Raw genomic sequence first — 22,012 nt, 5'->3', positions numbered from 1 at the left:
ATTTTCGGACAGCTCAACTAAATCAGCGCTCCAGCAGGACTTCCGTACCTAAAATCACCAGGTCTACCCGGCCTTTTAGCGTCTGGTCGAGAAAGGGTGTGTTCTGGGATTTGGATTTCATGAATTCCCGCGTGAAGGTCGTTTCCGCTGCGGTATCGAACAAAACGCAGTTGGCTGGTTGGCCGACTTCGAGGGCGGCGACCGGCAGGCCCATCAGGCGGCGGGGCTCCGCCGAATAGCGCTTCACCACCACGTCCCACCCGAATTTGCCGGGCTCAACGAAGTGGTGATAGAGCGAGACAAGGGCCGTATCCAGGCCGGTGATGCCATTGGGCGCGCTGATGAAATCCTGGGCTTTTTCGAAGGGCGTGTGCGGCGCATGGTCCGTGGCAATGAGGTCGAATACGCCTTCGATGAGCCCCTCGAGCAGCGCATCACAATCGGCCTGCGTGCGCAGCGGCGGGTTCATTTTATAGTTCGTGTCGTAGTCGCCGATGTGCTCGTCGGTGAACATCAGATGGTGCGGGGTTACTTCCGCCGTGACCTTCACATCGCCGCGGGATTTCCACCAGCGGATGGTTTCCATGCCGAGCTTGCTGGACACGTGCTGGATGTGGACGTGCGCGCCCGCTGCGTGGGCCAGGCGGATGTCGCGGTCGATGATGATTTCCTCCGCGCACGCCGGCGAGCCCTTGATGCCGAGCCGGTAGCTCATCACCCCTTCGTTCAGGGCACGCGGCCCGGCCAGCTCCGGCACTTCGCAGTGGCTGGCGAAAAACATCCCAAACTCGGTGGCGTACTGCATCGCCCGAAGCAGCACCGCCGGGTCGTGGGTGGTGTCCCCGTCGTCGGTGAGCATTTTCACCCCGAGCTCGCGCATGCCCTCGATTTCCGCCAGCTCCTTGCCCTCGCGGTTCTTGGTCACGCAGCCGGAAGTGTACACCGGAATGCGGGCCCGTTCCTTGGCATTTTCCAGCACGGTGGCCACCGCGGTCGCCGAGTCGAGGGCCGGGCGGGTGTTGGGCATCATGACCACGCCGGTGACGCCGCCGTTGATGGCCGCTTCGCTCCCCGTGGTGATGGTTTCCTTGTTTTCAGACCCGGGGGCGCGGAAATGGACGTGGGCATCAAACATGCCCGGCATAAGAACGCGACCCCGCGCGTCGATGACGCGGGCACCCTCGGGAACGGCGAGGCTTTTGCCGATTTGCTGAATTATTCCTTCGACAAGCAGGACATCGCCCTCGACAAGCACGGGTGAATTTTCGTTGGCGAGGCGGGCGTTTTGAAGGAGGAGCATGGATGGAGGAGTGCTGTAAACCGGCAAGTGATGGGTGGGTATTGGGCTGTTGAAGGAGAAAATACACGGGCGGCGCTACGGCATCCGCCGCCGCGTCCGGCATTTAGGGCAGAATGACCGTCGAGCCGGCGCGCGGCTGTGCGGCATACGCTTCCTGCTTCGGGAAGTCTCCGCCCGGCGTGAGCCAGTCGAGTACGGACATGCGAACGGAGATGCCGTTTTCGACCTGGTTGGTGATGAGGCTGCGCTCGTAGTCCATGACGGCGTCGCACAGCTCAACCCCCGGTTTACGGGGCCGGGGTGCATGATGTAGAGGCCGCGGTCGCGGATTTCCGCCAGCCGGGCGGTGGTGATGCCGTAGACCCGGTGGTATTCGCGAACGCTGGGAAAAACTGCACGTCCTGGCGCTCCAGCTGCACGCGGAGCAGGTACACCACATCGGGCGCCCAGGCCATGGCCGCTTCATAGTCGGTGAAGCGGGGGATGGTTGCCGGGCCGTACTTGGGCACCAGCGACCCCGGGCCGAGGTAAGCGACCTCAACGCCCAGCTTTTGCAGCAGGGTGCTGGTGGAGCGCGCGACGCGGGAGTGGAGAATATCGCCGATGATGAGGACTTTTTTGCCCCGGGGGTCGGGAAACTTTTCCTTGATGGTGAAGGCGTCCAGCAGGGCCTGGGTGGGGTGCTCGTGCGCCCCGTCGCCGGCATTGATAACCGACGCCGTGGTTTGGCGGGCTATCATGGCGGGCAGGCCGGGGTGACCATGGCGAACGACGATGTAGTCGGTACGCATGGCCTGCAGCGTCTCAATCGTCTCGCGCACCGACTCGCCCTTGGTGATGGAGGAGTGGGCGACGTCAAAGTTCGTCACCTCCGCCGAGAGGCGTTTGGCGGCAACCTCGAAGGAGGAGTGCGTCCGGGTGCTGGCCTCGTAGAACAGCATGAGCACGGACTTGCCTTCGAGGGCGGGAATTTTTTCACCGAGCGGGTGAACAGTTTTTTAAAGGACGTGGATTGGTCGAGCAAAAACTCGATTTCCTCACGGTGAAGGGATGCGATGTCGAGCAGGTCTTTACGTGCCATACCGGAGTTGGGAAAACATGTACGTGGTCAGTACTTGCGAGTCGGAGTTTTTACCCTATTTGTTTAACAACGCCCAACGCATTGGACATAAAAAAACCGTTTCGGAGTCCGAAACGGTGGCGGGGCAACACTCAGAAAAAACAACGGAAATGCCAAAGGCAAAATCGGGAGAACCGATGGTGGCGAAGACCTTCCGGTCCATTCGCGGGTCCCAGCCGAGCAGGGTCCCGCGCTTCATCAACAAGTTTTTTGGTTGAAGCATGATGCAAAATTACGGCATTGTTAGGCCCGGCAATTCTTCGGCAATGTTAATTTTTTTGCACCGCTTTTCTCAAATTTCATTTTCGACCCAACGGGCTAAACGACGCGCTTTTTATCATTCTTTTCGCCCTCAAAAAAATTATGGCCCGCGTAACCAATTGCTTGGCAAGCACCATCCCTCTTAACTTTAGCTCTTTATTCCGCAGCCTTAGCTGCCGGGCCGCCATTATCCGGCGGCAAGCAGCCCATGAATTATCCGGTAGTTCATGGGCTGCTTCATTTTCGGCCGGCACAATGCGTACCGAGGTGGTCTGGTTAGGTCGAACCCGGGCGGGCGGTCCTCTTTCGGTTCCGGCTCAACCCCAGCAGCGCCCGTCGCCATGGATACCTTCTTGGCCCTCAACCGCTGCCCGCACATCGTGGCCGGCTTCACGGGCTTCTTTGTGGCCCCGGCCGTGCGCAAAGGCGGGGCAGCGCACCAGCGGTGGGGGTGGCCTACAGTTCTGGGCGTGCCGCTTACCCGCTATTGGTACCAGCGCGGGCGGGCGCAGCGCGTTAGCCCCGCACCAGGCTCCGGTTTATTCGGCTCACGAGCGCCGGCCCTTCGTAGATAAAGCCGGTATAAAGCTGAATCAGCGAAGCCCCGGCAGCCAGCTTTTCCTGCGCATCGGCCGCCGAATGAATGCCGCCCGCGCCAATAATTGGCAGCCCGCCGTCGGATTTCTGGTGCAGGTAGCGGATGACTTCGGTGGCCCGTGCCCGTAACGGCCGGCCGCTCAGCCCGCCCGCGCCCAGCGAGGCCACGTAGCCCGGCTCGGTACTCAGATTATCGCGGCTAATGGTGGTATTCGTGGCTACAAGACCACTGAGCTGCGTTTCACGGGCTATTTCCAGAATGTCGTCGAGCTGCGAATCAGTGAGGTCGGGCGCGATTTTTAGCAGCAGCGGGCGGGGCGTGGGCCGAGCCAGGTTGCGGGCCTGCACCTGCTGCAACAGCTCAATCAGCGGCCTTTTCTCCTGGAGCTGGCGCAGGTTGGGCGTGTTGGGCGAGCTCACGTTGACCACAAAGTAATCGACTACCTGGGCCAGTGCCTCGAAGCAGGCCACGTAATCCTCCGCGGCGCGCTCGTTGGGCGTGTCCTTGTTCTTGCCGATGTTGCCGCCGATGATGAGCTGCCGGTTTTGGCGCCGCGCCAGGCGCGCCGCCACAGCCGCCGCGCCCTCGTTGTTGAAGCCCATGCGGTTCACAAGCGCCTCGTCCTGCGGCAGCCGGAACAGGCGCGGCTGCGGGTTACCGGGCTGCGGCCGCGGCGTCACCGTCCCGATCTCCACGAAGCCGAAGCCCAATGTGGCCAGTTCATCGGTCAGCGCTGCATTCTTGTCAAAGCCCGCCGCTAGCCCCACCGGGTTCGGAAATTTCAACCCAAACACCTCGCGCGCCAGGCTGGGGTGCCGGAAATCATACATTGCCCGCAGCAGCGCTTTGGTACCCGGCACCCGAGCCGCCCGGCGCAGGTTGTCGAAAACGAGGTGGTGGGCGCGCTCGGCGTCGAGGGTGAAGAGCAGGGGTTTGACGAGGGGCTTATACACGGGCAGCGGGGCCAAATTGGCGGGTAAGGTCGGTGAATAAGTCCTACAAAACCAAGCGTAGGCCCGGGATAATGTCTGGTGACATTTGCAACAGCCTTGCCCGAGCACCGCGGGTACCAGGAAGGACATCATAGGAGCAGGAAGCCGAACAGACATGGCGGGCGATGAAACCGGCAAACGCAGGATGCCAGCAAGCCGGCGATAATCAATCCGCCAACCGAGAGCAAATATGGCATAGTCGCGTCAGATTGCTCCACTAGGGAGCGCTTGGTTTTGAGTTTACGAAACTCATCTCCTCGGCACGTTTCGTAAACGAGGAATCGTAGACGGGTTTCGTAAACTCGCCCCGCGCTACAGCGGCCTGCTGGCACCTGGTACCAGCCAGTTGCCAGGTGTTCAGGGCAAGGAGTATTATTCTATCCTAAGGCAGCAACACGTAGTAGGCAAATAGCCCAATGGGAATGGCCACATTTAGGGCCCAAGCCCACCAAACCGTGTACAGCTTTCGTCGCAAGAACAACCAGCTTACCACGCCCACGTGCAGGGCCAAGAAGCCGCTGCACACGAGCAGGCTTTCGTCATCGTGTCCTGCGCCAGAGCCAAAGGCGAAAAAACAAACAAAGGCGGCGACGATTTGCCAGAAGAAATAGCCCCCACAAGTAAGCAACAATCCCAACGCGAAGCGCACAACCTGCCCCGCCTTCGTGAAATGCAACCAAATCTTCAGCTTCTGATAAGAAATCGTCATCACACCGGCAAAGTAGCACGGGATAGTCTACTGAAACGGTCGTGGCCGTTGCAGAACGTCCAGCAAGCGGATTTCGAGACTTGTTGCCGGCACCTCTTGGGGGCCGGCCCTTTCGCTGAGCCTTTTTTCGCCCGCATTTAGGCCAATCACCCGGCCGGTTCTGTGCCGGTGCCGTTTGGCAATCCCCGGGCCCTCAGGGCCGTGGTTCGAGGCGAAAGGGCGGGGCGAGCGCTTGCATCGCCCCGGGGGGCGTCCCCGCAAAACCTCCTCGGTCCGCTCGTGGAACAACCGCCCAATCGGCAGCTCGGCCCCCGGCACCTCCATGTGCCGGGCGCTGTAGGTGCGAATTTTGTCGAGGGCGACGATAAACGAGCGGTGAATACGCAGGAAATTGCTCTCCGACAACATCTTTTCCAGGGCCGCCACCGTCTGCTTCACGACCAGCGGGGGCAGCCGCCCGGTGAATTTTGACGAAATTCCGCATGCCTTCGACGTAGAGCACGTCGCGCAGCAGCACCTTCACCATTTTGCGGTCGGTGCGGAAGTACAGGAACGCGTCGGGGTTGGCGGCCTCCACGGGCGCCGCCGCCGCCGGAGCCGCCGCGGGCCGGCTGGCCTTGGCCACGGCTCTGAGAAAGCGCTCCAGCGACACGGGCTTGAGCAGGTAATCCACGGCGTCCAATTCAAAGCCCTCGCAGGCAAACTCACGGTACGCGGTGGTGAAAATAACCCGCGGCGGCCGCTGCAGGCTGCGCAGAAAATCCGTGCCCAACATTTTCGGCATTTTGATGTCCAGAAACAGGAGGTCGACTGCGCGTTCCTGCAGCACGCTGAAGGCCTGCAACGCGTCGCCGCAGGTGCCCACCAGCTCCAGGTGCGCCACTTGCCGCACGTACCCTTCGAGCACCTCCAGCGCCGGGGCTCGTCGTCGACCAACAAGCAGCGCAGTTTCATGGCCGTTACGGATTGGGAGTGAAGTGCCGGCGGCCGGCGTTAACCGGCGGTTCTATCCTTTCCGCTGGGGCGGGTGCCCCGGCGAAGCCCCGTGCAGGCGCAGAACCACCAAACAGGTGTCCGCCGCAAACACGAGGTCCAGGCTCGTGCCGGTCGGGGTAGAGGCGGCGCAGCCGCTGCCGGGCGCCGGTCAGCCCCGGGCCGTCGCGCCGTTCCGTCGCGCCTCCTTCCAGGCCGTTGATTATCTTGAAGATAATATAATTTTCGCTCGCCACCAAGTCGATGCTCACCCAGGAGCATTCCAGCTGAGGGCCGGTGCCGTGCCGAAACGCATTCTCCACGAACGGCAAGAGCAGCAGCGGCGCGATGGCGTGGGCGCCGAGGGCCCCGCTGCAGCTGAGCGACACGTCCACGCCCGGGCCCAGCCGCAACCGTTCCAGGGCGACGTAGTGGTGCAGCATCTGCACCTCGTCGGCCAGCGGCACGGCGTCCTGCTGGCTTTCGTAGAGCAGGTAGCGCAGCAGGGCCGAGAGGTGCAGCACGGCGGCCGGCGAATCCGGAGATTTTTGCGCCGTCAGGGTGCGCAAGGTGCGCAGCGCCTGGAAGAGAAAGGGGGCTGGAGCTGGGCTTTCAGCAGCTGCAGGCTCGACTTGCAACTGCTGCCGCCGCAGGTGCTGCCGGAGCCGCTGCTGCTCGTGCCAGCCGCCGACGACCTTAATCGCACCAGCGAGGCCGGCGATTAGCAGCATCGGGAAAAACCCCAGGCGCAGCTCCCGGGCCACTTCCTCCCAGTGGAAGGCCCGGTCCGGCATTTTGTGAAACAAGCGGGGTGCCAGGACAAACTCGTAGAACGGTTCCATCAGGTTGTTCAGCACGGCGCCGGCCACCACCCAGCCGGCCAGCAGCAGGAGCAGCAGCGGCAGCGGCCGTTGCGGAGCCCCGAGCACCCGGGGCAGCAGCCCATAAATCAGCGAATAGGTGGCCAGCAGAAACGTCGGCAGCAGCGCGGTGAAGTAGAACGGCCAGGGCCAGGGCGTGCCGGCAATCAAATGCCCGGGCAAAAACATGAGCATGAATCCCCCGAAACCACCGCCCAGAACAGCACGTGCCGGACCGCCCGGCGCGGGAGCCACGCGCTCATGCGCGCCGGGGAGTAAGGCCTGGCGGCGAGGGCCTCGCCGCTCCGGACCGCCGGCTGCCGGCGGTCAAGGCCGGGAAGGGATGCCGGGCCCGGGACGGGCGGGCAGGACCCGGTTCTGGCAACTTGAGCGTGAGGTGCACGGTGAACGTGTCGTCGCGGGCGTCGATTTCGAAGCGGTGCTGCTGGGGGTAAAGCAGGCGCAGCCGCTGCTGCACGTTCAGCAGGCCGATGCCGTGCGGCACCCCTCCCGGGAGGGTGCCGGGGCTTTTGGTGTTGGCGATGACGCAGCTAAAGCAGCGGCCTTGCACCGCCAGGGCAATGCCGATGTGCGCCGGCCCCAGGCTGCTCCGCGGCGCCGTGCTTGAAGGCGTTTTCGACCAGGGGCAGCAGCAGCAGCGGCGCAATGAGGGGCGAGGAGCGGCGCGCGGCGGGAATGCCCGTGGCCCGAAATTCCAGGGTTAGCCGCGGGCCGTAGCGCAGCTGTTCCAGGGCCACGTAGTCGCGGAGCAGGGCCACCTCGTCGCGCAAGGCCACCCCGGCGGTATTTCCCTGCGCCACCACGGCTTGCAGCAGGCCGGTGAGGCGGTCCACCACCTCGGGGGCCTGGTCCGACTGCTTGAGGGTCAGCGCGTAGAGGGTGTTGAGGGTGTTGAACAGGAAGTGCGGGTGAAGCTGCGCTTTGAGCAGCCGCAGCTCGGCGCGGACGTTCTCGCGGGTGAGCCGCGCGTTGGCCAGCGCCTGCCGCCGCCAGCGCCGGTATACCCGCAGGCAGGCAGCCACGCACGCCGGAGCCATCGCCACCGGGATGGAATTGGGGGCAAACACCTTGCGGAAGCCTTCGCTGGTGAGGGTCTCGCTTTGCCGCATCGGCAACAGAATGAAGTACCGGTGGGCGTAGTTCAGGGCAGCACCGAAGACGACCCAACTAGCCAGCAGCAGCAGCAGGCGGCCCCGCCGGTCTTCCCGCCACAGGGCCGGCACCACGCCGTAGAGCAGCGGGTAGGTAACCGCCACGTGCAGGCCCGTGAGCAACAGCGCGTTCTGCAGGGCATTCCACCCGCCCGTCGCGCTGCGGATGCCAAATAGGACAAACCAGACCACGAAAACAAAATCGGCCAGCCAGAACAGCCCGTGCCGCAGCCAGAACCGCTCGTCGATGGCCTTCAAGGTCGGGCCCAGCCCCGGGGTGATTGCCTGTTTCATGCGGAAGTCAGCGGTTGAAGCCGGATGAATTTACCCATTTATTGTCAAATGATGCCCAGGAAAACCCGCTTTGGGGACAAACGGCCAGCCAGCACCGACGAAGAACCAGACCGGCCATTCGTCCCCGCCGCGCTGCTGTTTAACCACTGCCCGGGCAGGTCCGGCAACTAAGCGGGCGGCCCCTGGGGGGATTAGCCATCTTGGGGTACCACCGCGCCAGGACCTCTCCGCCAGGGCAATACCCCTGGCACCCCGCCCCGAGGCCCTGATTTTTAACACCTTCATTCCCCTTCCGCCATGAAAAACCTTAAACACGTTCGACCATTTAAGCAGCGGGCGCTGCCGCTGCTCCTGGGACTGCTCCTGGCCACTGCCTGCCAGGACGACGACGACAAGGCACTTCCTCCGCCGACGGCGGCGGCGGCGGCCACGTCGCCCGAGGCCGTGCTGGCGTGGAACCGCGCCGCCACGGTGGCCGTCGCGCGCATGACCGACCCGGCCACCGGCTTTTTCGTCCTGCCCCACCCCGAAGCGCGGCTGTACGCCATCGTCCACCTGGCCATGTACGACGCGCTCAACAACATCCGGCCCCAGAACGCGCCGTACGCCTTGCAGGGTCCGCAACGGCCAGGCGCCGACCCGGACGCCGCGGTGGGCGCGGCCGCCCACGACGCGCTGGTAGCGCTCTTGCCCGACCAGAAGGCGTACGCCGATTCCCTCTACCAGGCCCGGCTGGCCACCATCGGCGCCGGCGACGCCAAGACCCAGGGCGTGGCGCTGGGCCAGGCCGCGGCCGCCGCCATCCTGGCCCGGCGCGCGAACGACGGGTCCGACCGTGCGCAGATTCCGTTCGTGCCGGGCACGGCCCCGGCGAGTATCAGTTTACCCCCGTTTGACGGGCCCCCTTCAACGGGTTCTATGCGCTGGCTGGGTGGAAAGACGTGCTGCCCTTTGCCCTGACGTCGGCCAGCCAGTTCCGCTCCGCGGCGCCGCCCGCGCTAACGTCGGGCACGTACACCACGGATTATGAGGAAGTAAAAGCGTTGGGGGGCGCCGTGAGCTCCGCCCGCACGGCCGAACAGACCGCCCTTGCGCGCTACTGGCTGGATAACTCGCCGCTGCAGTGGAACCGCATCGCCCGCGCCGCCCTGGCGGCCCAGCCCCGGGACGCCTACGCCACGGCGCGGCTGCTGGCCCAGGCTGCAGTAGGCCGAAGCCGACCCCTACCTGGCCATGGCCGACGCCAAGATGGCCTACCCGCGCTGGCGCCCCATCACGGCCATTCACCTGGCCGCCACCGATACCAACCCGGCCACCGCGCCCGACCCCGCGTGGATGCCCCTGGCCTTCCCGAACCCGCCCGATGGCGAATACCCCTCGGGCCACGCCACGGCCGGCGGGGCCGCCGCCGCTGTCTTGCAGGAGTTCTTTGGCACCGACGCGGTGCCCTTGTCCATCGCCAACAACGCCGGCGTCACCCGGAGCTTCAGCGGCTTTGCCCAAGCCGCCGAGGAAAACAGCGTCTCGCGGGTGTACGCCGGGTACCATTTTCGCAATTCCACGGCCGAAGGCCAAGCCCTGGGCCAGCGCGTGGGCGCTTACGTAGCGGCCAACGCGCTGAAGTAAACTCCCCTCCATCATGGAGCACTGTATGGGTTCCGTTAAACGGTGGTAGCTGTTGCCGAACTCCCGAAGCTGGCTTTCCCTACCGGTTTACTGGTTCATCAACTGCTTGGATAAACCCCTGGAGCCCCGTTTTCTGCCGTGCGCCCTTGGGGGCAAGTGGGTGATGCTACAACCGGTACCCCGCTAGTCGCCGCTTCCGCTGGATGGGCGATGAGTGCCCGCCAAGCAACGTCGAATGGGCCAGTTTCACTTCGGAAGGGAAGTGTACAGCAAAAATATTTCCCAGAGACGCGTTCATAAATAAACTTAACCTTATAATGCAATGGCTACCACCGACCCTATCCCTCATGCCCCCGCGGCTCCCCTGGAGTCGAGCCCCCGTACCCTTTCGGCCCGCGGGTCCGCTGCGCCCGTCGGCGACCCCGGCTGTTCCACGCCCGCCGCCTCCCACCTCTGGTCGCGCGAAGTTCCGGTCCGGCGCAAAAAAGCGCGTTGTTCTTGGCCTTGCTCTTAAGCGCCGGCGCGTTCCTAGCAGGCTGTAAAAAGGACTCAGCCGACCCGGCGGTGCCCGAAGAACCGACCGTGACCGTGGTAGTGAATGAGGCCAGCCTGAATGGCTGGCTCAAGCAAACAATCGGAAACGGACCGCCGACGTTGACTTTTGTGAACGGCGCGGCAACGCCCCCGTCGGGAAAGGCAGCGTACGCTTCACGACGGGGCCAAATCATAACCACACGTTTTCTTTTGCCCGGATCCGAAACACAACCTACGCCGGAACGCCGTTAGCAAACCTTACCGAACTCTCTTACTACACTTACGTGGAACGCCGGGATTCCACGGTCGATACCCCTTTCGTGGTGATGGCGATTGACAACAACGGCGACGGGACGATAGACGATGAACTGAATTTTGGCCCTTGGTACCAAACGGGGCGATTCATCCTACCAGGCGGTGTCCCGGACCAAGGGAGCAGCCAGTTGAACACCTGGCAAAAGTGGGACGCACTGCGGGGAGGCTGGTTTGCCTTCACTACCGTCCAAGAGGACCCGGACCATTCGGGTCACGTCATTACAATGGCAGCCTATAAAACAAAGTATCCAAATGCTGTCATTCGAAACCTAGCCAACGGCTTGGGGGGCTTTCGGATACAGGCCGGGGGGCCAATCTTTTCCAACAACTTTATTGGGTATGTCGATAAGCTGAAGATTGGCGTCTCCGGCACGAACACCACGTATGATTTCGAAGAGTGAGGAGGGTAGGAAAAGACTATTCCGGGCCCGTTGGCGGGGTCAAAGCGGGCAAGTGTCAAAAAATAGGGGACCGTTGAGGCAACCGGGGCAAGTATTGTTTGGCTTCGCCGGCAGCCGCGCCGCGCACAAACAGCGTGCTTGCCCGTTTCCCGTTGCGCGCGGTGCCCGGAAGGGTGGTGAAGGCGTGAAAGACGTTGACGCCCGGCAGTGCCTGGCCCCCGGCGTCGCGGACGGTGCCGGTAAACATGGTGGGTGATTTTGTGCCGCCAGGGGCAGGGAGACGGCCAGCAAGACCAGAAAAAGGAGCTGTTTGATGGGAATAGCACTGAGAAGTGGCTTCAAAGTGGCCGGCTGCTATTCCGTCTGAAAATAAAGAGTGATGAAGGGTCGAATGAGTGCCTTGAATGAACGTTCGGCCGGGGTGAGTTGCGGGGCTACCCCAGGATAATGGAGCAGTGAACGCAGTTGTGTTTACACAGTTGTGTTTTCCGCGCGAAGGCCCAAACACCGCTTTCCCGAGGTGGCCATTATCCTCCGTTTATGTTCAAGAAAACGGTCGGAATCGCCAAAGGATGGTTACTTAGCGCCCGGGGCTCCTTGATGGCTGATGCGAAAAATACTCCTTGGGTTCATGTGCGTGCTGCTGGCCGGCGGCTTGATTGCCTTTGACATTCTCACGCAAGACCCCCTGAAGCCGGGTCTGTGTTTTGCCGCCTCACGCGAAGCCTCGCTCGGGGGCTTGTGGCTGGGCCTCTACCGGGACGGCACCTTTGCCTTCGGCCAGCACGAACGCGCCATTGCCGCGCGCGGCACCTACCGGTTCCGGGGCGACACCTTGCTGCTGGCCGCCGCCCCGGGCACGAGCATCACCCGCGACCGGCCCCACTACCGGTTCTTGCTCCGCGATTCCCTCTTGGAGGAACTGCTGGAGCCAACCGAAGACGTTCGCATCGGCTTCTTGGAAGTCCACCGCACGGGGCATGGCAGTTGCGTGCCCGCCCTTTCCGCCAACCCGCCAACTGCCGGAAAAGCAACCAGCCCCGCGCCAGGGCCTAAGCAAGAGGTCGTTCACAGAAACGGTGGTGCCTTGAACGCGCTCCGTTTGGTGAAAGGAACGATACTTTCGTGTGGGAATGGGTGAGGCCTCCCCTTCCTGCGCGGAACAGGCTCTAGTGAATGGGCTGTTACATAGTGCTCACCACGATGCGGACCATAAAGCTGGGGCTCCCAACTGCGAGGCCTTGACCCGGCGATGCCATAATTTCATCAGTATGTGGCCAGACTGCATACCTTTAAATTTATCGAGGGCTTCCTTTTTGCGAATTATCCTGTTTCCCTTTCATGCTATCACTCGCTGCTGCGTTCCGGTATCTTACGGTGCTACTTCGAAGCATCGCGCTGCTGCTGTTGTTGCTTGCCGCAGCCAGCTGTTCAGCTCCGGCTCCCCGGCCTTATCGGATAGGTTTCTCGCAGTGCACAAACGGTGACGCCTGGCGACTGGCGATGATGGCGGGCATGAAGAAAGAGCTCAGCTTTTATCCGCAAGTGACGTTTCGCATGAAGGACGCGCGCGATAACAGCGCCGTGCAGCGTGAGCACATCGCCGAGTTTTTGCGCGAAGGCATCGACTTGCTCATCGTCTCGGCCAACGAAGCAGAGCCGATTACACCCATCGTTGAGGAAGCTTATAACCGGGGCATCCCCGTGGTCATCTTGGACCGGCGCACCACCTCCCCGCTGTACACGGCCTACGTGGGCGGCAACAACCAGGAAGTAGGCCAAACGGCAGCCCGCTATATCAGCAGTCTATTACGCCAGCGGGGCGAGGTACTGGAAATCCTGGGAGCGGCGGGCTCCTCCCCGGCCGTGGACCGGCACCGGGGCTTCGTGGAGGGGTTGGCTGCCTACCCCGGCATTCGGCGAACCGCCCAGGTGCAGGGCGACTGGAAGCACCCCTCGGTGCTACGGGCCCTGCCGGCCGTGCTCCGCGACCACCCGGAGGTAGACCTGATTTTTGCCCACAACGACCGCATGGCCCTGGGCGCCTACCAAGTGTGTAAACAGATGGGCTTAGCCGGACGCATCCGCATTGTAGGCGTTGACGGACTGCCGGGGCCGCAGGGCGGCATCCAGATGGTGCAGGACAAGGTAATGACGGCCACGCTACTGTATTCTCCCGGCGGGGAAGAAGCCATTCGCACCGCCATGAAGATTCTCCTCCGGCAACCTTTCGAGAAGGAGAACATTCTCAGCACCATGGTCATCGACTCGACCAATGTGTTGACCATGAGGATGCAGACCCAAAAGCTGGCTGACCAGCAGCAGGACATTCAGCGGCAGCAGCAGCTGCTCCAAGAGCAGCTGGTCACCTACACCAGCCAGCGAACCGTGCTCTACATTCTGGGAGCAGCGCTGGTGGGGGCCTTGGTGCTAGGCGTGGTGCTGTGGCGCGCTTTCCAGTTCAACCGGCGCATCACCCGCAAGTTGGCCGGGCAAAACGATGAAATCCGTGCCCAGCGCAACCAGATTGAGTTGTTGGCCGAGCAGGCGCGGGTAGAAACCGAAGCCAAGCTCCGCTTCTTCACCAACTTCTCGCACGAGTTGCGCACGCCCCTGACCCTCATCATGGGGCCGGTGGAAGAGTTGCTGACCAACGGGGCTGACCTGTCGGTTTCCCAACGCCACGACCTGGATTTGGTCCGGCGTAATACCCAGCGCCTGCTGCAACTCGTCAATCAGCTCCTTGACTTCCGCAAAATCGACGTGGGCAAGATGCCCGTGCGGGCCACGGAAGGCAACGTAGTAGCCTTTGTACGCGACATCATGGACGTGTTTGAGAAACCGGCCCGGCAGCGCGGCATCAGCCTGCGGTTTTTACCCGCCGAGCCCAGTATCCGTCTGTGGTTTGACGTGAATATTCTCGATAAAATCATTTTTAACCTGCTTTCCAATGCCCTGAAGTTTACCCCGGAGCGCGGGCAGATTACCGTCAGCATCCAGCCCTTGCCCGCCGCGCGCCAGGTGCGCATCAGCGTGGAAGACACGGGTCGCGGCATCAGCGAACAGGACCGGGCGCACATTTTTGAATGGTTCTACCAAGGCCAGCAGGGCAGCGCCAAAGGGTCAGGCATGGGCCTCGCCCTGGCCATGGGCCTGGCGCGCCTGCACCAGGGAGAGCTCAGTTTTACGAGCACCCCGGGCCAGGGCAGCACCTTTACCGTGACCTTGCCCCAGGAACTGCCCGCGGACTTGCGCAGCACGGAGGCCCTTGCTCCGCCCTTGGCCCTGGCCGAAGTGGAGCTGGAAGCCGCAGCGCCTGAGCATGTTCCTGCCGCGGGCCGGGCCGGCAAGGACCGCAAGGAGCCTGGTGCTCGTGATAGAGGACAACGAAGAGGTCAACGCTTTCCTCGCCCAAAAGCTGGGCGCCCATTTTCAGGTGCAAACCGCCACCGACGGCGCCACCGGCCTGCGCCTGGCCGGCGAAACCATTCCGGACATCATTGTGTGCGACGTGAACCTGCCCGAGCTCAGCGGCCTGGACGTGGCTGCGGCCCTTAAGAGCGATTGGCGCACCTCGCACATTCCGCTGGTGCTGCTCACCGCCCGCAGCGCCCCCGAGCAACAGGTAGAAGGCGTGCAGGCCGGGGCAGACCTCTACCTGACCAAGCCCTTTAACCCGACCTTTCTGCTCGAAAGCCTGCGCACGTTGCTCGGCAACCGGGAGCGGCAGCGCGAACATTTTCGGCGCGGCATTTCCGTGGACACGGCGACTGTGGCTCCCCAGCGGGTGGACCAGAAATTTCTGACCGACCTCACGGCCATTGTGGAGGCTAACTTGAGCAACTCCAAGTTGAGCGTGGAAGACGTGGCCCGCAGCCTGGGCACTTCCCGGGTACAGCTCTACCGCAAGACCAAGGCCCTGCTCGGTACGGGCGTTACCGATTTCATCCAGGACATCCGCCTGACTAAAGCCCGGCAGCAGCTGCTCAACACCGAGTTGAATATTGCCGATGTGGCCTACCAATTGGGCTTCACCTCGCCGTCGTACTTCTCGGCCAGCTTCAAGGCCAAGTACCGCATCTCGCCCTCCGAGTTCCGGGCGCTGCACACCACGCCGAGTGCGTGAATCAATTCTGACAGCTCGGTAACATGAGTGATAGACTGTGAACCGTTGAAGGAGTATTTATCCTTGCAATCCACTGATTATTAGTAGTTAATATTATTTGTTGTAGGCGAACGAATAGTGATACTATTTGGGATAATCGCGCTACCTGCTGGCCCCGGTGCTGCCCCACCTTTGGGACATGAAGCCGTCGTGCCTGCTCCCTAATTTTCCTACCTTCTCTGTTGCAGCGCCCGTGCTGCCGGCCGCCTACAATCGTTTCCGGACGAGCGGTGGAGGTATTGAAGCGCCCCTGAAGGAGTGTGGCTTGATGCGCAAACGCTGCATTTTTCCACTTTCACTTTTTCAAATTCCCATGCGCAAACAAGTACTTCTGGCGCGACGGCTGCTGTTGCCGACGATGCTGGCCGCCGTGCCCATGCTGGCCACCGCGCACCCCGAAGGGGCCTACTCAAGTGAGACCATCGCGGCACCGGCGGCCCAGGCTGACCGTCCCATCACGGGCCGCGTGACCGACGAAAAAGGGGAAGGCCTGCCCGGCGTAACCGTGCTCGTAAAAGGCACCGCCGTTGGGACGGGTACCGGCCCTGACGGCAGTTTTGCCCTCACCGTGCCCGACAACGCCACGCTGGTGCTCTCCTTCGTGGGCTACAAGACACAGGAAATCGCGGTGGGTAGCCAGACGACAGTGGCCGTGCAAATGGTGGCCGACGCCGCAGCGCTGGATGAAGTAGTCGTGACCGGCTACCAATCGCAGCGCAAAGCCGACCTGACCGGCGCCGTGGCCGTGGTGAAGACCGACGAAATCAAGGACATGGCCTCCAACGATGTCACGCGCAACCTGCAAGGCCGCGTACCGGGCGTGCAAATCAACACCGACGGCGCTCCGGGCAGCGCGGCCACCGTGCGCATCCGCGGCATCGGCACGTTGGGCAACAACGACCCACTCTACGTAATCGATGGCATTCCCACGAAAGAGGGCATCAACCAAATCAACCAGAACGATATTGAGTCGATTCAGGTGCTGAAAGATGCTTCGGCGGCCAGCATTTATGGTTCGCGGGCGGGCAACGGGGTAATCATCATCACGACGAAGAAGGCCAAGCGCGGCGCTACGCGGGTGGATTTCTCGACCTTTTTCAGCGTGCAGCAGCCGGGGCCGCACATCAAGCTGCTGGGCACCCAGGACTACGGCCGCGTGTATGCTCAGGCTGCCATCAACGACGGTACTGTTCCCAGCCTTCCTTACTACAAGTTCCAAACGCACCGCGACGCCAGCGGGCGACTCGTGCTGGATGGCGTGACGGTGCCGGAGTATATCGACGCCGACAAAACCCAGCGCGCCGCTAACACCGACTGGTTCAAGGAAACCCAGCAAAACGCCCTGATTCAGAGCTACAACCTGAGCTTGAGCAGCGGCGGCGAGCGGGGAGGCGCCTTGTTTTCCTTGAACTACTACGACAACAGCGGCACCCTGAAGCACACCAGCTTCGACCGCATGACGGCCCGCCTCAACTCCGACTACAACTTTCTGGAGGGCAAGCTCAAAGTGGGCGAAAACCTGACTATTGTGAAGTCGCAACGGGCCGAGTTCGACCTGAACCTGGTACGCGACCGGACCACGCAACTCCCCTCCATTGTCCCGGTGCGCACCGTGGATGGTGTGGGCTGGGGCGGGCCGGTGGCCGGCATGAGCGACCGGGACAACCCGCTGCGCCTGCTCACCGACAACCAGCAGAACCGCTCCAACACGGGCCGCGTGTTCGGCAATTTGTTTGCCGATGCCGAAATCCTGAAAGGCCTGCACCTGCGCACCAGCTTCGGCATTGACTACAGCCTCTTCAAGTACCGCCAGATCTACAAGACCTACAAGGCGGGCTTCCTCTCCGAGGCCAACAACCGCGTAACCGACAACAACCGTTTCTGGGGTAACTGGGTGTGGCAGAACACGCTCAACTACGACATGACGCTAGGGGACAAGCACCGCCTGGGCCTCGTGGCCGGCACGGAGCGCATCAGCTACTACGACGAGAGCAGTTTTGCCTCGCGCACCAACTTTGCCAGCGAAGACCCCAATTATGCCTACCTCGATGCGGGGGCCGCTAACAAAGACAATGGCGGGGGGCCACGGCCTTCCGCCTGGCTTCCTACTTCGCCAAAATCAACTATTCCTTCGCCGAACGGTATCTGCTCTCGGCTACCATCCGCCGCGACGGCTCCTCGCGCTTTGGAGAAAACAAACGGTTTGGCGTATTCCCCGCCCTGTCGGCGGGCTGGCGCCTGAGCGAAGAGGCCTTTGTCAAGGACGCGCTGCCCCTCCTGTCGGACCTGAAATTGCGCGCCGGCTGGGGCCAGACCGGCAACCAGGACATTGCCAACTTCGCTTCGCGCGGCCTGTACCAGTCGTTGCTGGGCACGCTGGACCCCAACTTTGACTACGACCACGGCACAGCCTACGACATCTTTGGCAACGACACGAACCTGCCTTCGGGCTACCGCCGCGTGCAGCGCGCCAACCCCGGCCTGAAGTGGGAAACCACCACCCAGACCAACATCGGCGTTGATTTCGGCCTGATGGAAAACAAGCTCTCCGGTTCGGTCGATTACTTCGTCAAGAACAGCAAGGACATTCTCGTGAACCTGCCTTTCCTGGCGGTGGTGGGCGAAGGCGGCGACCAGTTTGTGAACGGCGCTTCCATCCAGAACAAGGGCTGGGAGTTCCTGCTCGGCTACCAAAGTGAGCTGGCCGGCGGGCTGACCTACGGCATCACGGGCAACCTGTCCACCTACCGCAACAAGCTCACGTTCCTGCCCGACGAAGTAATCAACGCTTACGGCGGCAACGGGCAGGATGTAACCCGCCTGGGCCACTCCATCAACGCGGTGTACGGCTACGTGGCCGATGGCCTCTACCAGAACGCCGCGGAGGTGAGCGGCGGACCCACGCAGGTGGGCGCCGCGCCCGGCCGCATCCGCTACAAGGACCTGAACGGCGACGGCAAGGTGGACAACTTCGACCAGACCTGGCTGACGGAAGGCGTGCCGAACTTCAACTACGGCCTGAACCTGAATGCCGGCTACAAGGGCTTCGATGCGCAGGTGTTCTTCCAGGGGGTGCAAGGCCTGGACGCGTTCAACAACGCCAAATTCCGGACGGACTTCTCGTCACTGGCTTCGGGCGAAAACTGGGGACAGCGCCTGCTGGGGGCCTGGACGCCGACCAACACCGGCTCCACTATTCCGGCCGCGACGCTCATCAACACCAACAACGAAGGCCGCGCTTCTACCTACTTCATCGAAAACGCTTCTTACCTGAAGCTGCGCAACGTGCAGCTGGGCTACTCGCTGCCCAGTGGCCTGGTAAGCCGGGGTAAGCTGCAGGGCGTGCGCCTGTACGTGCAGGGCCAGAACATCTTCACGGTCAAGAGCAAAGAGTACACCGGCGCCGACCCCGAGGTGACCAACTACCAGTACCCCTTGCCGCGCATTTTCACTGCCGGCCTCAACGTATCCTTCTAACCACCCGCCCGCGCTATTGCCATGAAAATCTTTAAAATCAGCGTGTTGGCCTTGTCGCTACTCGCCTTTGTTTCCGGCTGCAACGACAACAAGTTTCTCGACGTGCAGCCCACTGGCGCCCTCAGCGACGACCAGCTGAACACGCCCGCCAACATCGAAAAGCAGGTGATTGCCGCCTACTCCCAACTCGGCAACGACGTGTACCGCGCCCCCTACACCTCCATGTGGCCCTACGGCAACGTGCGCGGCGGCGACGCCTACAAGGGCGGCAACGGCACGGCCGACGTGGACGCCTTTCACTTCTACGAAACCTTCACGTTCAACCGCGTGGACGTCGGCAACACCGACGAGCCTGTGGTTCCTGCTCTACATCGGCGTGTCGCGCTGCAACGACGCCCTGCGCCGCCTCGATGGGGTCGATGCCGCGGTTATGCCCACCAAAGCCGTGCGCCAGGGCGAAGTGCGCTTCCTGCGCGGGCACTACTACTTCCTGCTGAAAGAGCTCTTCAAGCGCGTGCCCTACATCGACCAGTCGGTGCCCACGGACAAGTACGGGGAGGTGTCGAACGTGGCCCTGAGCAATGAGGAGCTGTGGACCAAGATTGCCGATGACTTCCGCTTTGGCGTGGCCAACCTGCCGGAAACCCAGCCCGAAACGGGGCGGGTAACAAAGTCGGCGGCCCAGGCCTACCTGGCCAAAACCTTGCTCTACCAAGCCTATGTGCAGAGCGACAATAACGCCGTCACGAGCGTGGACCAAGCCAAGCTGCAGGAGGTAGTGGCGCTGACCAACCAGGTTATTGCCTCGGGCAAGTACTCGCTGCACCCGGATTTTGCCACCAACTTCCTCACGGTCGGCGACAACGGCGTGGAGTCGGTGTTTGCCATCCAGTTCTCGCGCAACGACGGCACGCCCAAGGGCCGCACCAACCGCGGCAACGAGCTGAACTACCCCATGAACCCCGACTACGGCTGCTGCGGGTTTCACCAGCCCAGCCAAAATCTGGTTAACTCCTTCAAGACCGATGCCCAGGGCCTGCCGCTGTTCAACACGTTCAACAACTCAGATCTGACGACCCCGGCTGATTTTCAGGTTAACACCGTTGACCCGCGCCTCGACCACACCGTGGCCATTCCGTCGCACCCCTACAAGTACCTGCCGACGTTCATTTTCGAAACGTCCTGGCTGCGCGACCAAAACACGTACGGCGTGTACATGTCGATGAAGGAAACGGTGCTACCCTCCGACCCCAGCTTCCAGAAAACGCCGCCCTTCATGAATTCCTCGAAGAACTGGGCGCTCATCCGCTTCGCCGACGTGCTGCTGTGGAAGGCCGAGGCCCTGATTGAGCTAAACCGCGCTTCGGAAGCGCTGCCCATCATCAACCAAATCCGGCAGCGGGCCCAAAACAGCACGGGCCGCTTGAAAAACACGGCCGGCACCAATATTTCCAACTACAACATTGGGCAGTATGGCGCCGCCCAATGGAACCAGCCGTACGCCCGCGAAGCCCTGCGCTTCGAGCGGCGCCTGGAGTTTGCCATGGAAGGCTACCGCTTCTTTGACTTGGTGCGCTGGGGCATTGCCGGCGACTACCTGAACGCCTATTTCGACAAGGAAAAGACCAAGCGCCTGTACCTGAAGGACGCGCGCTTTACGAAGGGCCGCGACGAGTACCTGCCCATCCCCATCAACCAGATTAATTTCAGCAAAGGCCTGTACAAGCAGAACCCAGGCTGGTAAGGTGACCAAGCGAGGTGGTGAAGGGGAAGTTGTGGCCGCTAGAAGGCCTGCAGGCCGCCCCCTTTTCCACCTCATAATGCACCATCTCACAATTTCAATCTCACCTTAGAATTATCCGCCGTGAAAAACAGCAACGTTTTCTTTTGGTCCCTGGTGGTTGCGCTGGGTGGCTTCCTGTTTGGCTTCGATACGGCTGTAATTTCGGGGGCTGAAAAAGCCATTCAGCAGGTGTGGAACCTGAGCCCGGTGGAACACGGTTTCACCATTTCCATCGCCCTGATTGGCACCGTGTTCGGCGCCATCTTCGGCGGCATTCCTTCGGATAAGCTGGGCCGGCGCCAAACGCTCATCTGGATTGCCGTGCTCTACTTCGTGTCGGCCCTGGGGGCAGCCCTGACGCATAGTTGGATGGCCTTTGTGGTGTTCCGCTTTTTGGGTGGCCTCGGCGTTGGGGCGTCCTCGGTTACGGCACCGCTCTACATTTCGGAAGTGTCACCGCGGGAGTCGCGGGGGCGCATGGTGAGCATGTTCCAGTTTAACATTGTGCTGGGCATTCTGGTGGCCTACCTCTCCAACTACCTGCTGACGGGCATCGGCGAGCAGGACTGGCGCTGGATGCTGGGCGTGCAGGTGGTGCCGGCGGCCGCGTTTTTCGTGCTCCTGTTTCGAGTGCCCGAAAGCCCGCGTTGGCTGATTGGGCGCGGCCGGGTGGAAGAAGGCCGCAAGATTCTGCAGCTCATTAACCCCGCCTCCGCCGATGAAGACGTGAACAGCATCCTGACCACCAACGCCACCGACGAAGCCATGGTGGGCGGCCGGTCCCTGTTTGCGCGCCAGTACCGGACCCCCGTCATGCTGGCCGTGCTGTTCGCCGTGTTCAACCAAGTGTCGGGCATCAACGCCATCATCTACTTTGCCCCGCGCATTTTTGAAATGACGGGCCTGGGCAAAGGCTCGGCCCTGCTGTCGTCGGCAGGCCTGGGCCTGGTGAACTTTGCCTTTACCCTACTGGCCCGCCAATATATCGACCGGGTAGGCCGCCGCCAGCTTATGCTCATCGGCTCGTACGGAGTCATTGCCACGTTAGGGCTGGTGTCGTGGGCTTTTTATAGCCAGAACTTTAGCGCTCTAGGGGGCATGCTGGTGCCGGTGCTGCTGTTCGTGTACATCGCCTTTTTTGCCTTCTCGCAGGGCGCCGTTATCTGGGTGTTCATCTCCGAAATCTTCCCGAATACGGTACGCGCCAAAGGCCAGGCCCTAGGCTCTTCAACTCACTGGGTAATGGCGGCCATCATCGCCTTCACCTTCCCTTACCTCGCCGAAAAGCTGGGTGGGGGCCACACCTTCGCCTTCTTCTGCGCCATGATGGTGCTGCAGCTGCTCTACGTGTGGCGCCTGATGCCTGAAACCAAAGGCACCTCACTGGAGCAACTCGAGAAGACGCTGGTCGTCCACTAACTTCTTAACCACAG

General features: G+C 62.1%; 20 protein-coding genes and 2 pseudogenes. 11 read left to right on the top strand and 11 right to left on the bottom strand.

All coding sequences use genetic code 11. The features are described from left to right. Nucleotides 1-22 precede the first annotated feature (22 nt). From ACFQT0_RS09935 to ACFQT0_RS09925, 3 genes are all read right to left on the bottom strand, one after another. On the bottom strand, nucleotides 23-1,300 hold the full coding sequence (locus tag ACFQT0_RS09935; protein ID WP_380202384.1) for a dihydroorotase: 1,278 nt from the start codon (nucleotides 1,298-1,300) through the stop codon (nucleotides 23-25). A gap of 103 nt (nucleotides 1,301-1,403) precedes the next feature. Beyond that, nucleotides 1,404-1,559, bottom strand: a complete 156-nt coding sequence (locus ACFQT0_RS09930; protein ID WP_380202383.1) for a hypothetical protein — start codon at nucleotides 1,557-1,559, stop codon at nucleotides 1,404-1,406. 28 nt (nucleotides 1,560-1,587) lie between these two features. After that, a complete protein-coding gene (locus tag ACFQT0_RS09925) occupies nucleotides 1,588-2,271 on the bottom strand; it encodes an aspartate/ornithine carbamoyltransferase family protein (RefSeq protein WP_380205968.1) in 684 nt (227 codons plus the stop codon). A gap of 751 nt (nucleotides 2,272-3,022) precedes the next feature. Between ACFQT0_RS09925 and ACFQT0_RS09920 the strand changes: the two genes are divergently transcribed. Continuing rightward, the gene (locus ACFQT0_RS09920; RefSeq protein ID WP_380202381.1) at nucleotides 3,023-3,256 is read left to right on the top strand and encodes a hypothetical protein; all 234 of its coding nucleotides are present in this window, start codon (nucleotides 3,023-3,025) and stop codon (nucleotides 3,254-3,256) included. Here ACFQT0_RS09920 and ACFQT0_RS09915 read toward each other — a convergent pair. The 7 genes and pseudogenes from ACFQT0_RS09915 to ACFQT0_RS09885 all read right to left on the bottom strand — a co-directional run bounded on the left by ACFQT0_RS09915 (nucleotide 3,198) and on the right by ACFQT0_RS09885 (nucleotide 8,278). Then, a complete protein-coding gene (locus tag ACFQT0_RS09915; protein ID WP_380205967.1) occupies nucleotides 3,198-4,232 on the bottom strand; it encodes a quinone-dependent dihydroorotate dehydrogenase in 1,035 nt (344 codons plus the stop codon). The two genes, ACFQT0_RS09920 and ACFQT0_RS09915, sit on opposite strands and share 59 nt — an antisense overlap. A gap of 421 nt (nucleotides 4,233-4,653) precedes the next feature. Next, nucleotides 4,654-4,983, bottom strand: a complete 330-nt coding sequence (locus ACFQT0_RS09910; RefSeq protein WP_380202379.1) for a hypothetical protein — start codon at nucleotides 4,981-4,983, stop codon at nucleotides 4,654-4,656. Nucleotides 4,984-5,007: 24 nt separating this feature from the next. After that, nucleotides 5,008-5,388: a LytTR family transcriptional regulator DNA-binding domain-containing protein gene (locus ACFQT0_RS09905; protein ID WP_380202377.1), complete on the bottom strand. Its 381-nt coding sequence runs from the start codon at nucleotides 5,386-5,388 to the stop codon at nucleotides 5,008-5,010. 274 nt (nucleotides 5,389-5,662) lie between these two features. Further along, nucleotides 5,663-5,809, bottom strand: a pseudogene (locus ACFQT0_RS09900) (LytR/AlgR family response regulator transcription factor); the annotation flags it as partial. Between the two features lie 130 nt (nucleotides 5,810-5,939). Further along, nucleotides 5,940-7,067 (bottom strand): sensor histidine kinase, encoded by a 1,128-nt coding sequence (locus tag ACFQT0_RS09895; protein WP_380202375.1) that lies wholly within the window; start codon nucleotides 7,065-7,067, stop codon nucleotides 5,940-5,942. Nucleotides 7,068-7,071: 4 nt separating this feature from the next. Continuing rightward, nucleotides 7,072-7,383 carry a hypothetical protein gene (locus tag ACFQT0_RS09890; RefSeq protein ID WP_380202373.1) on the bottom strand — a complete coding sequence of 104 codons (312 nt, stop codon included), beginning with the start codon at nucleotides 7,381-7,383 and terminating at the stop codon, nucleotides 7,072-7,074. Further along, nucleotides 7,364-8,278, bottom strand: coding sequence for a sensor histidine kinase (locus ACFQT0_RS09885; RefSeq protein WP_380202371.1), 915 nt, complete (start codon nucleotides 8,276-8,278; stop codon nucleotides 7,364-7,366). The genes ACFQT0_RS09890 and ACFQT0_RS09885 overlap by 20 nt, the downstream gene beginning before the upstream one ends. A gap of 297 nt (nucleotides 8,279-8,575) precedes the next feature. On the opposite strand from ACFQT0_RS09885, the gene ACFQT0_RS09880 reads away from it, so the two are divergent. The 3 genes from ACFQT0_RS09880 to ACFQT0_RS09870 all read left to right on the top strand — a co-directional run bounded on the left by ACFQT0_RS09880 (nucleotide 8,576) and on the right by ACFQT0_RS09870 (nucleotide 11,154). Beyond that, nucleotides 8,576-9,238, top strand: coding sequence for a hypothetical protein (locus tag ACFQT0_RS09880; protein WP_380202369.1), 663 nt, complete (start codon nucleotides 8,576-8,578; stop codon nucleotides 9,236-9,238). A gap of 273 nt (nucleotides 9,239-9,511) precedes the next feature. Beyond that, nucleotides 9,512-9,904 carry a vanadium-dependent haloperoxidase gene (locus ACFQT0_RS09875; RefSeq protein WP_380202367.1) on the top strand — a complete coding sequence of 131 codons (393 nt, stop codon included), beginning with the start codon at nucleotides 9,512-9,514 and terminating at the stop codon, nucleotides 9,902-9,904. 818 nt (nucleotides 9,905-10,722) lie between these two features. Further along, the gene (locus tag ACFQT0_RS09870) at nucleotides 10,723-11,154 is read left to right on the top strand and encodes a hypothetical protein (protein WP_380202365.1); all 432 of its coding nucleotides are present in this window, start codon (nucleotides 10,723-10,725) and stop codon (nucleotides 11,152-11,154) included. Nucleotides 11,155-11,209: 55 nt separating this feature from the next. Here ACFQT0_RS09870 and ACFQT0_RS09865 read toward each other — a convergent pair whose 3' ends face one another. Continuing rightward, nucleotides 11,210-11,401 (bottom strand): hypothetical protein, encoded by a 192-nt coding sequence (locus tag ACFQT0_RS09865; protein ID WP_380202363.1) that lies wholly within the window; start codon nucleotides 11,399-11,401, stop codon nucleotides 11,210-11,212. A gap of 384 nt (nucleotides 11,402-11,785) precedes the next feature. Here ACFQT0_RS09865 and ACFQT0_RS09860 point away from each other — a divergent pair, with 384 nt between their 5' ends. The 7 genes and pseudogenes from ACFQT0_RS09860 (at nucleotide 11,786) to ACFQT0_RS09830 (ending at nucleotide 21,998) form a co-directional block, all read left to right on the top strand. Further along, entirely contained in the window at nucleotides 11,786-12,295 is a 510-nt protein-coding gene (locus ACFQT0_RS09860; protein WP_380202361.1) for a hypothetical protein, read from the top strand. 200 nt (nucleotides 12,296-12,495) lie between these two features. Then, a pseudogene (locus ACFQT0_RS09855) lies at nucleotides 12,496-14,379 on the top strand (substrate-binding domain-containing protein); the annotation flags it as partial. A gap of 97 nt (nucleotides 14,380-14,476) precedes the next feature. Next, nucleotides 14,477-15,280 (top strand): response regulator transcription factor, encoded by an 804-nt coding sequence (locus tag ACFQT0_RS09850; RefSeq protein ID WP_380202359.1) that lies wholly within the window; start codon nucleotides 14,477-14,479, stop codon nucleotides 15,278-15,280. Nucleotides 15,281-15,632: 352 nt separating this feature from the next. Next, the gene (locus ACFQT0_RS09845) at nucleotides 15,633-17,561 is read left to right on the top strand and encodes a SusC/RagA family TonB-linked outer membrane protein (RefSeq protein WP_380202357.1); all 1,929 of its coding nucleotides are present in this window, start codon (nucleotides 15,633-15,635) and stop codon (nucleotides 17,559-17,561) included. Beyond that, the gene (locus ACFQT0_RS09840; RefSeq protein ID WP_380205966.1) at nucleotides 17,465-18,796 is read left to right on the top strand and encodes a SusC/RagA family TonB-linked outer membrane protein; all 1,332 of its coding nucleotides are present in this window, start codon (nucleotides 17,465-17,467) and stop codon (nucleotides 18,794-18,796) included. Before ACFQT0_RS09845 ends, ACFQT0_RS09840 begins: the two co-directional genes overlap by 97 nt. A gap of 376 nt (nucleotides 18,797-19,172) precedes the next feature. Then, the gene (locus ACFQT0_RS09835) at nucleotides 19,173-20,540 is read left to right on the top strand and encodes a RagB/SusD family nutrient uptake outer membrane protein (protein ID WP_380202355.1); all 1,368 of its coding nucleotides are present in this window, start codon (nucleotides 19,173-19,175) and stop codon (nucleotides 20,538-20,540) included. 120 nt (nucleotides 20,541-20,660) lie between these two features. After that, nucleotides 20,661-21,998: a sugar porter family MFS transporter gene (locus ACFQT0_RS09830; protein WP_380202353.1), complete on the top strand. Its 1,338-nt coding sequence runs from the start codon at nucleotides 20,661-20,663 to the stop codon at nucleotides 21,996-21,998. Nucleotides 21,999-22,012: the final 14 nt, after the last annotated feature.

It is taken from the genome of Hymenobacter humi (genome assembly GCF_042665855.1).
Lineage (GTDB): Bacteria > Bacteroidota > Bacteroidia > Cytophagales > Hymenobacteraceae > Hymenobacter > Hymenobacter humi.
The sequence above is the reverse complement of the archived record's forward strand: the minus strand, read 5'-3'. Positions and strand labels throughout refer to the sequence as shown.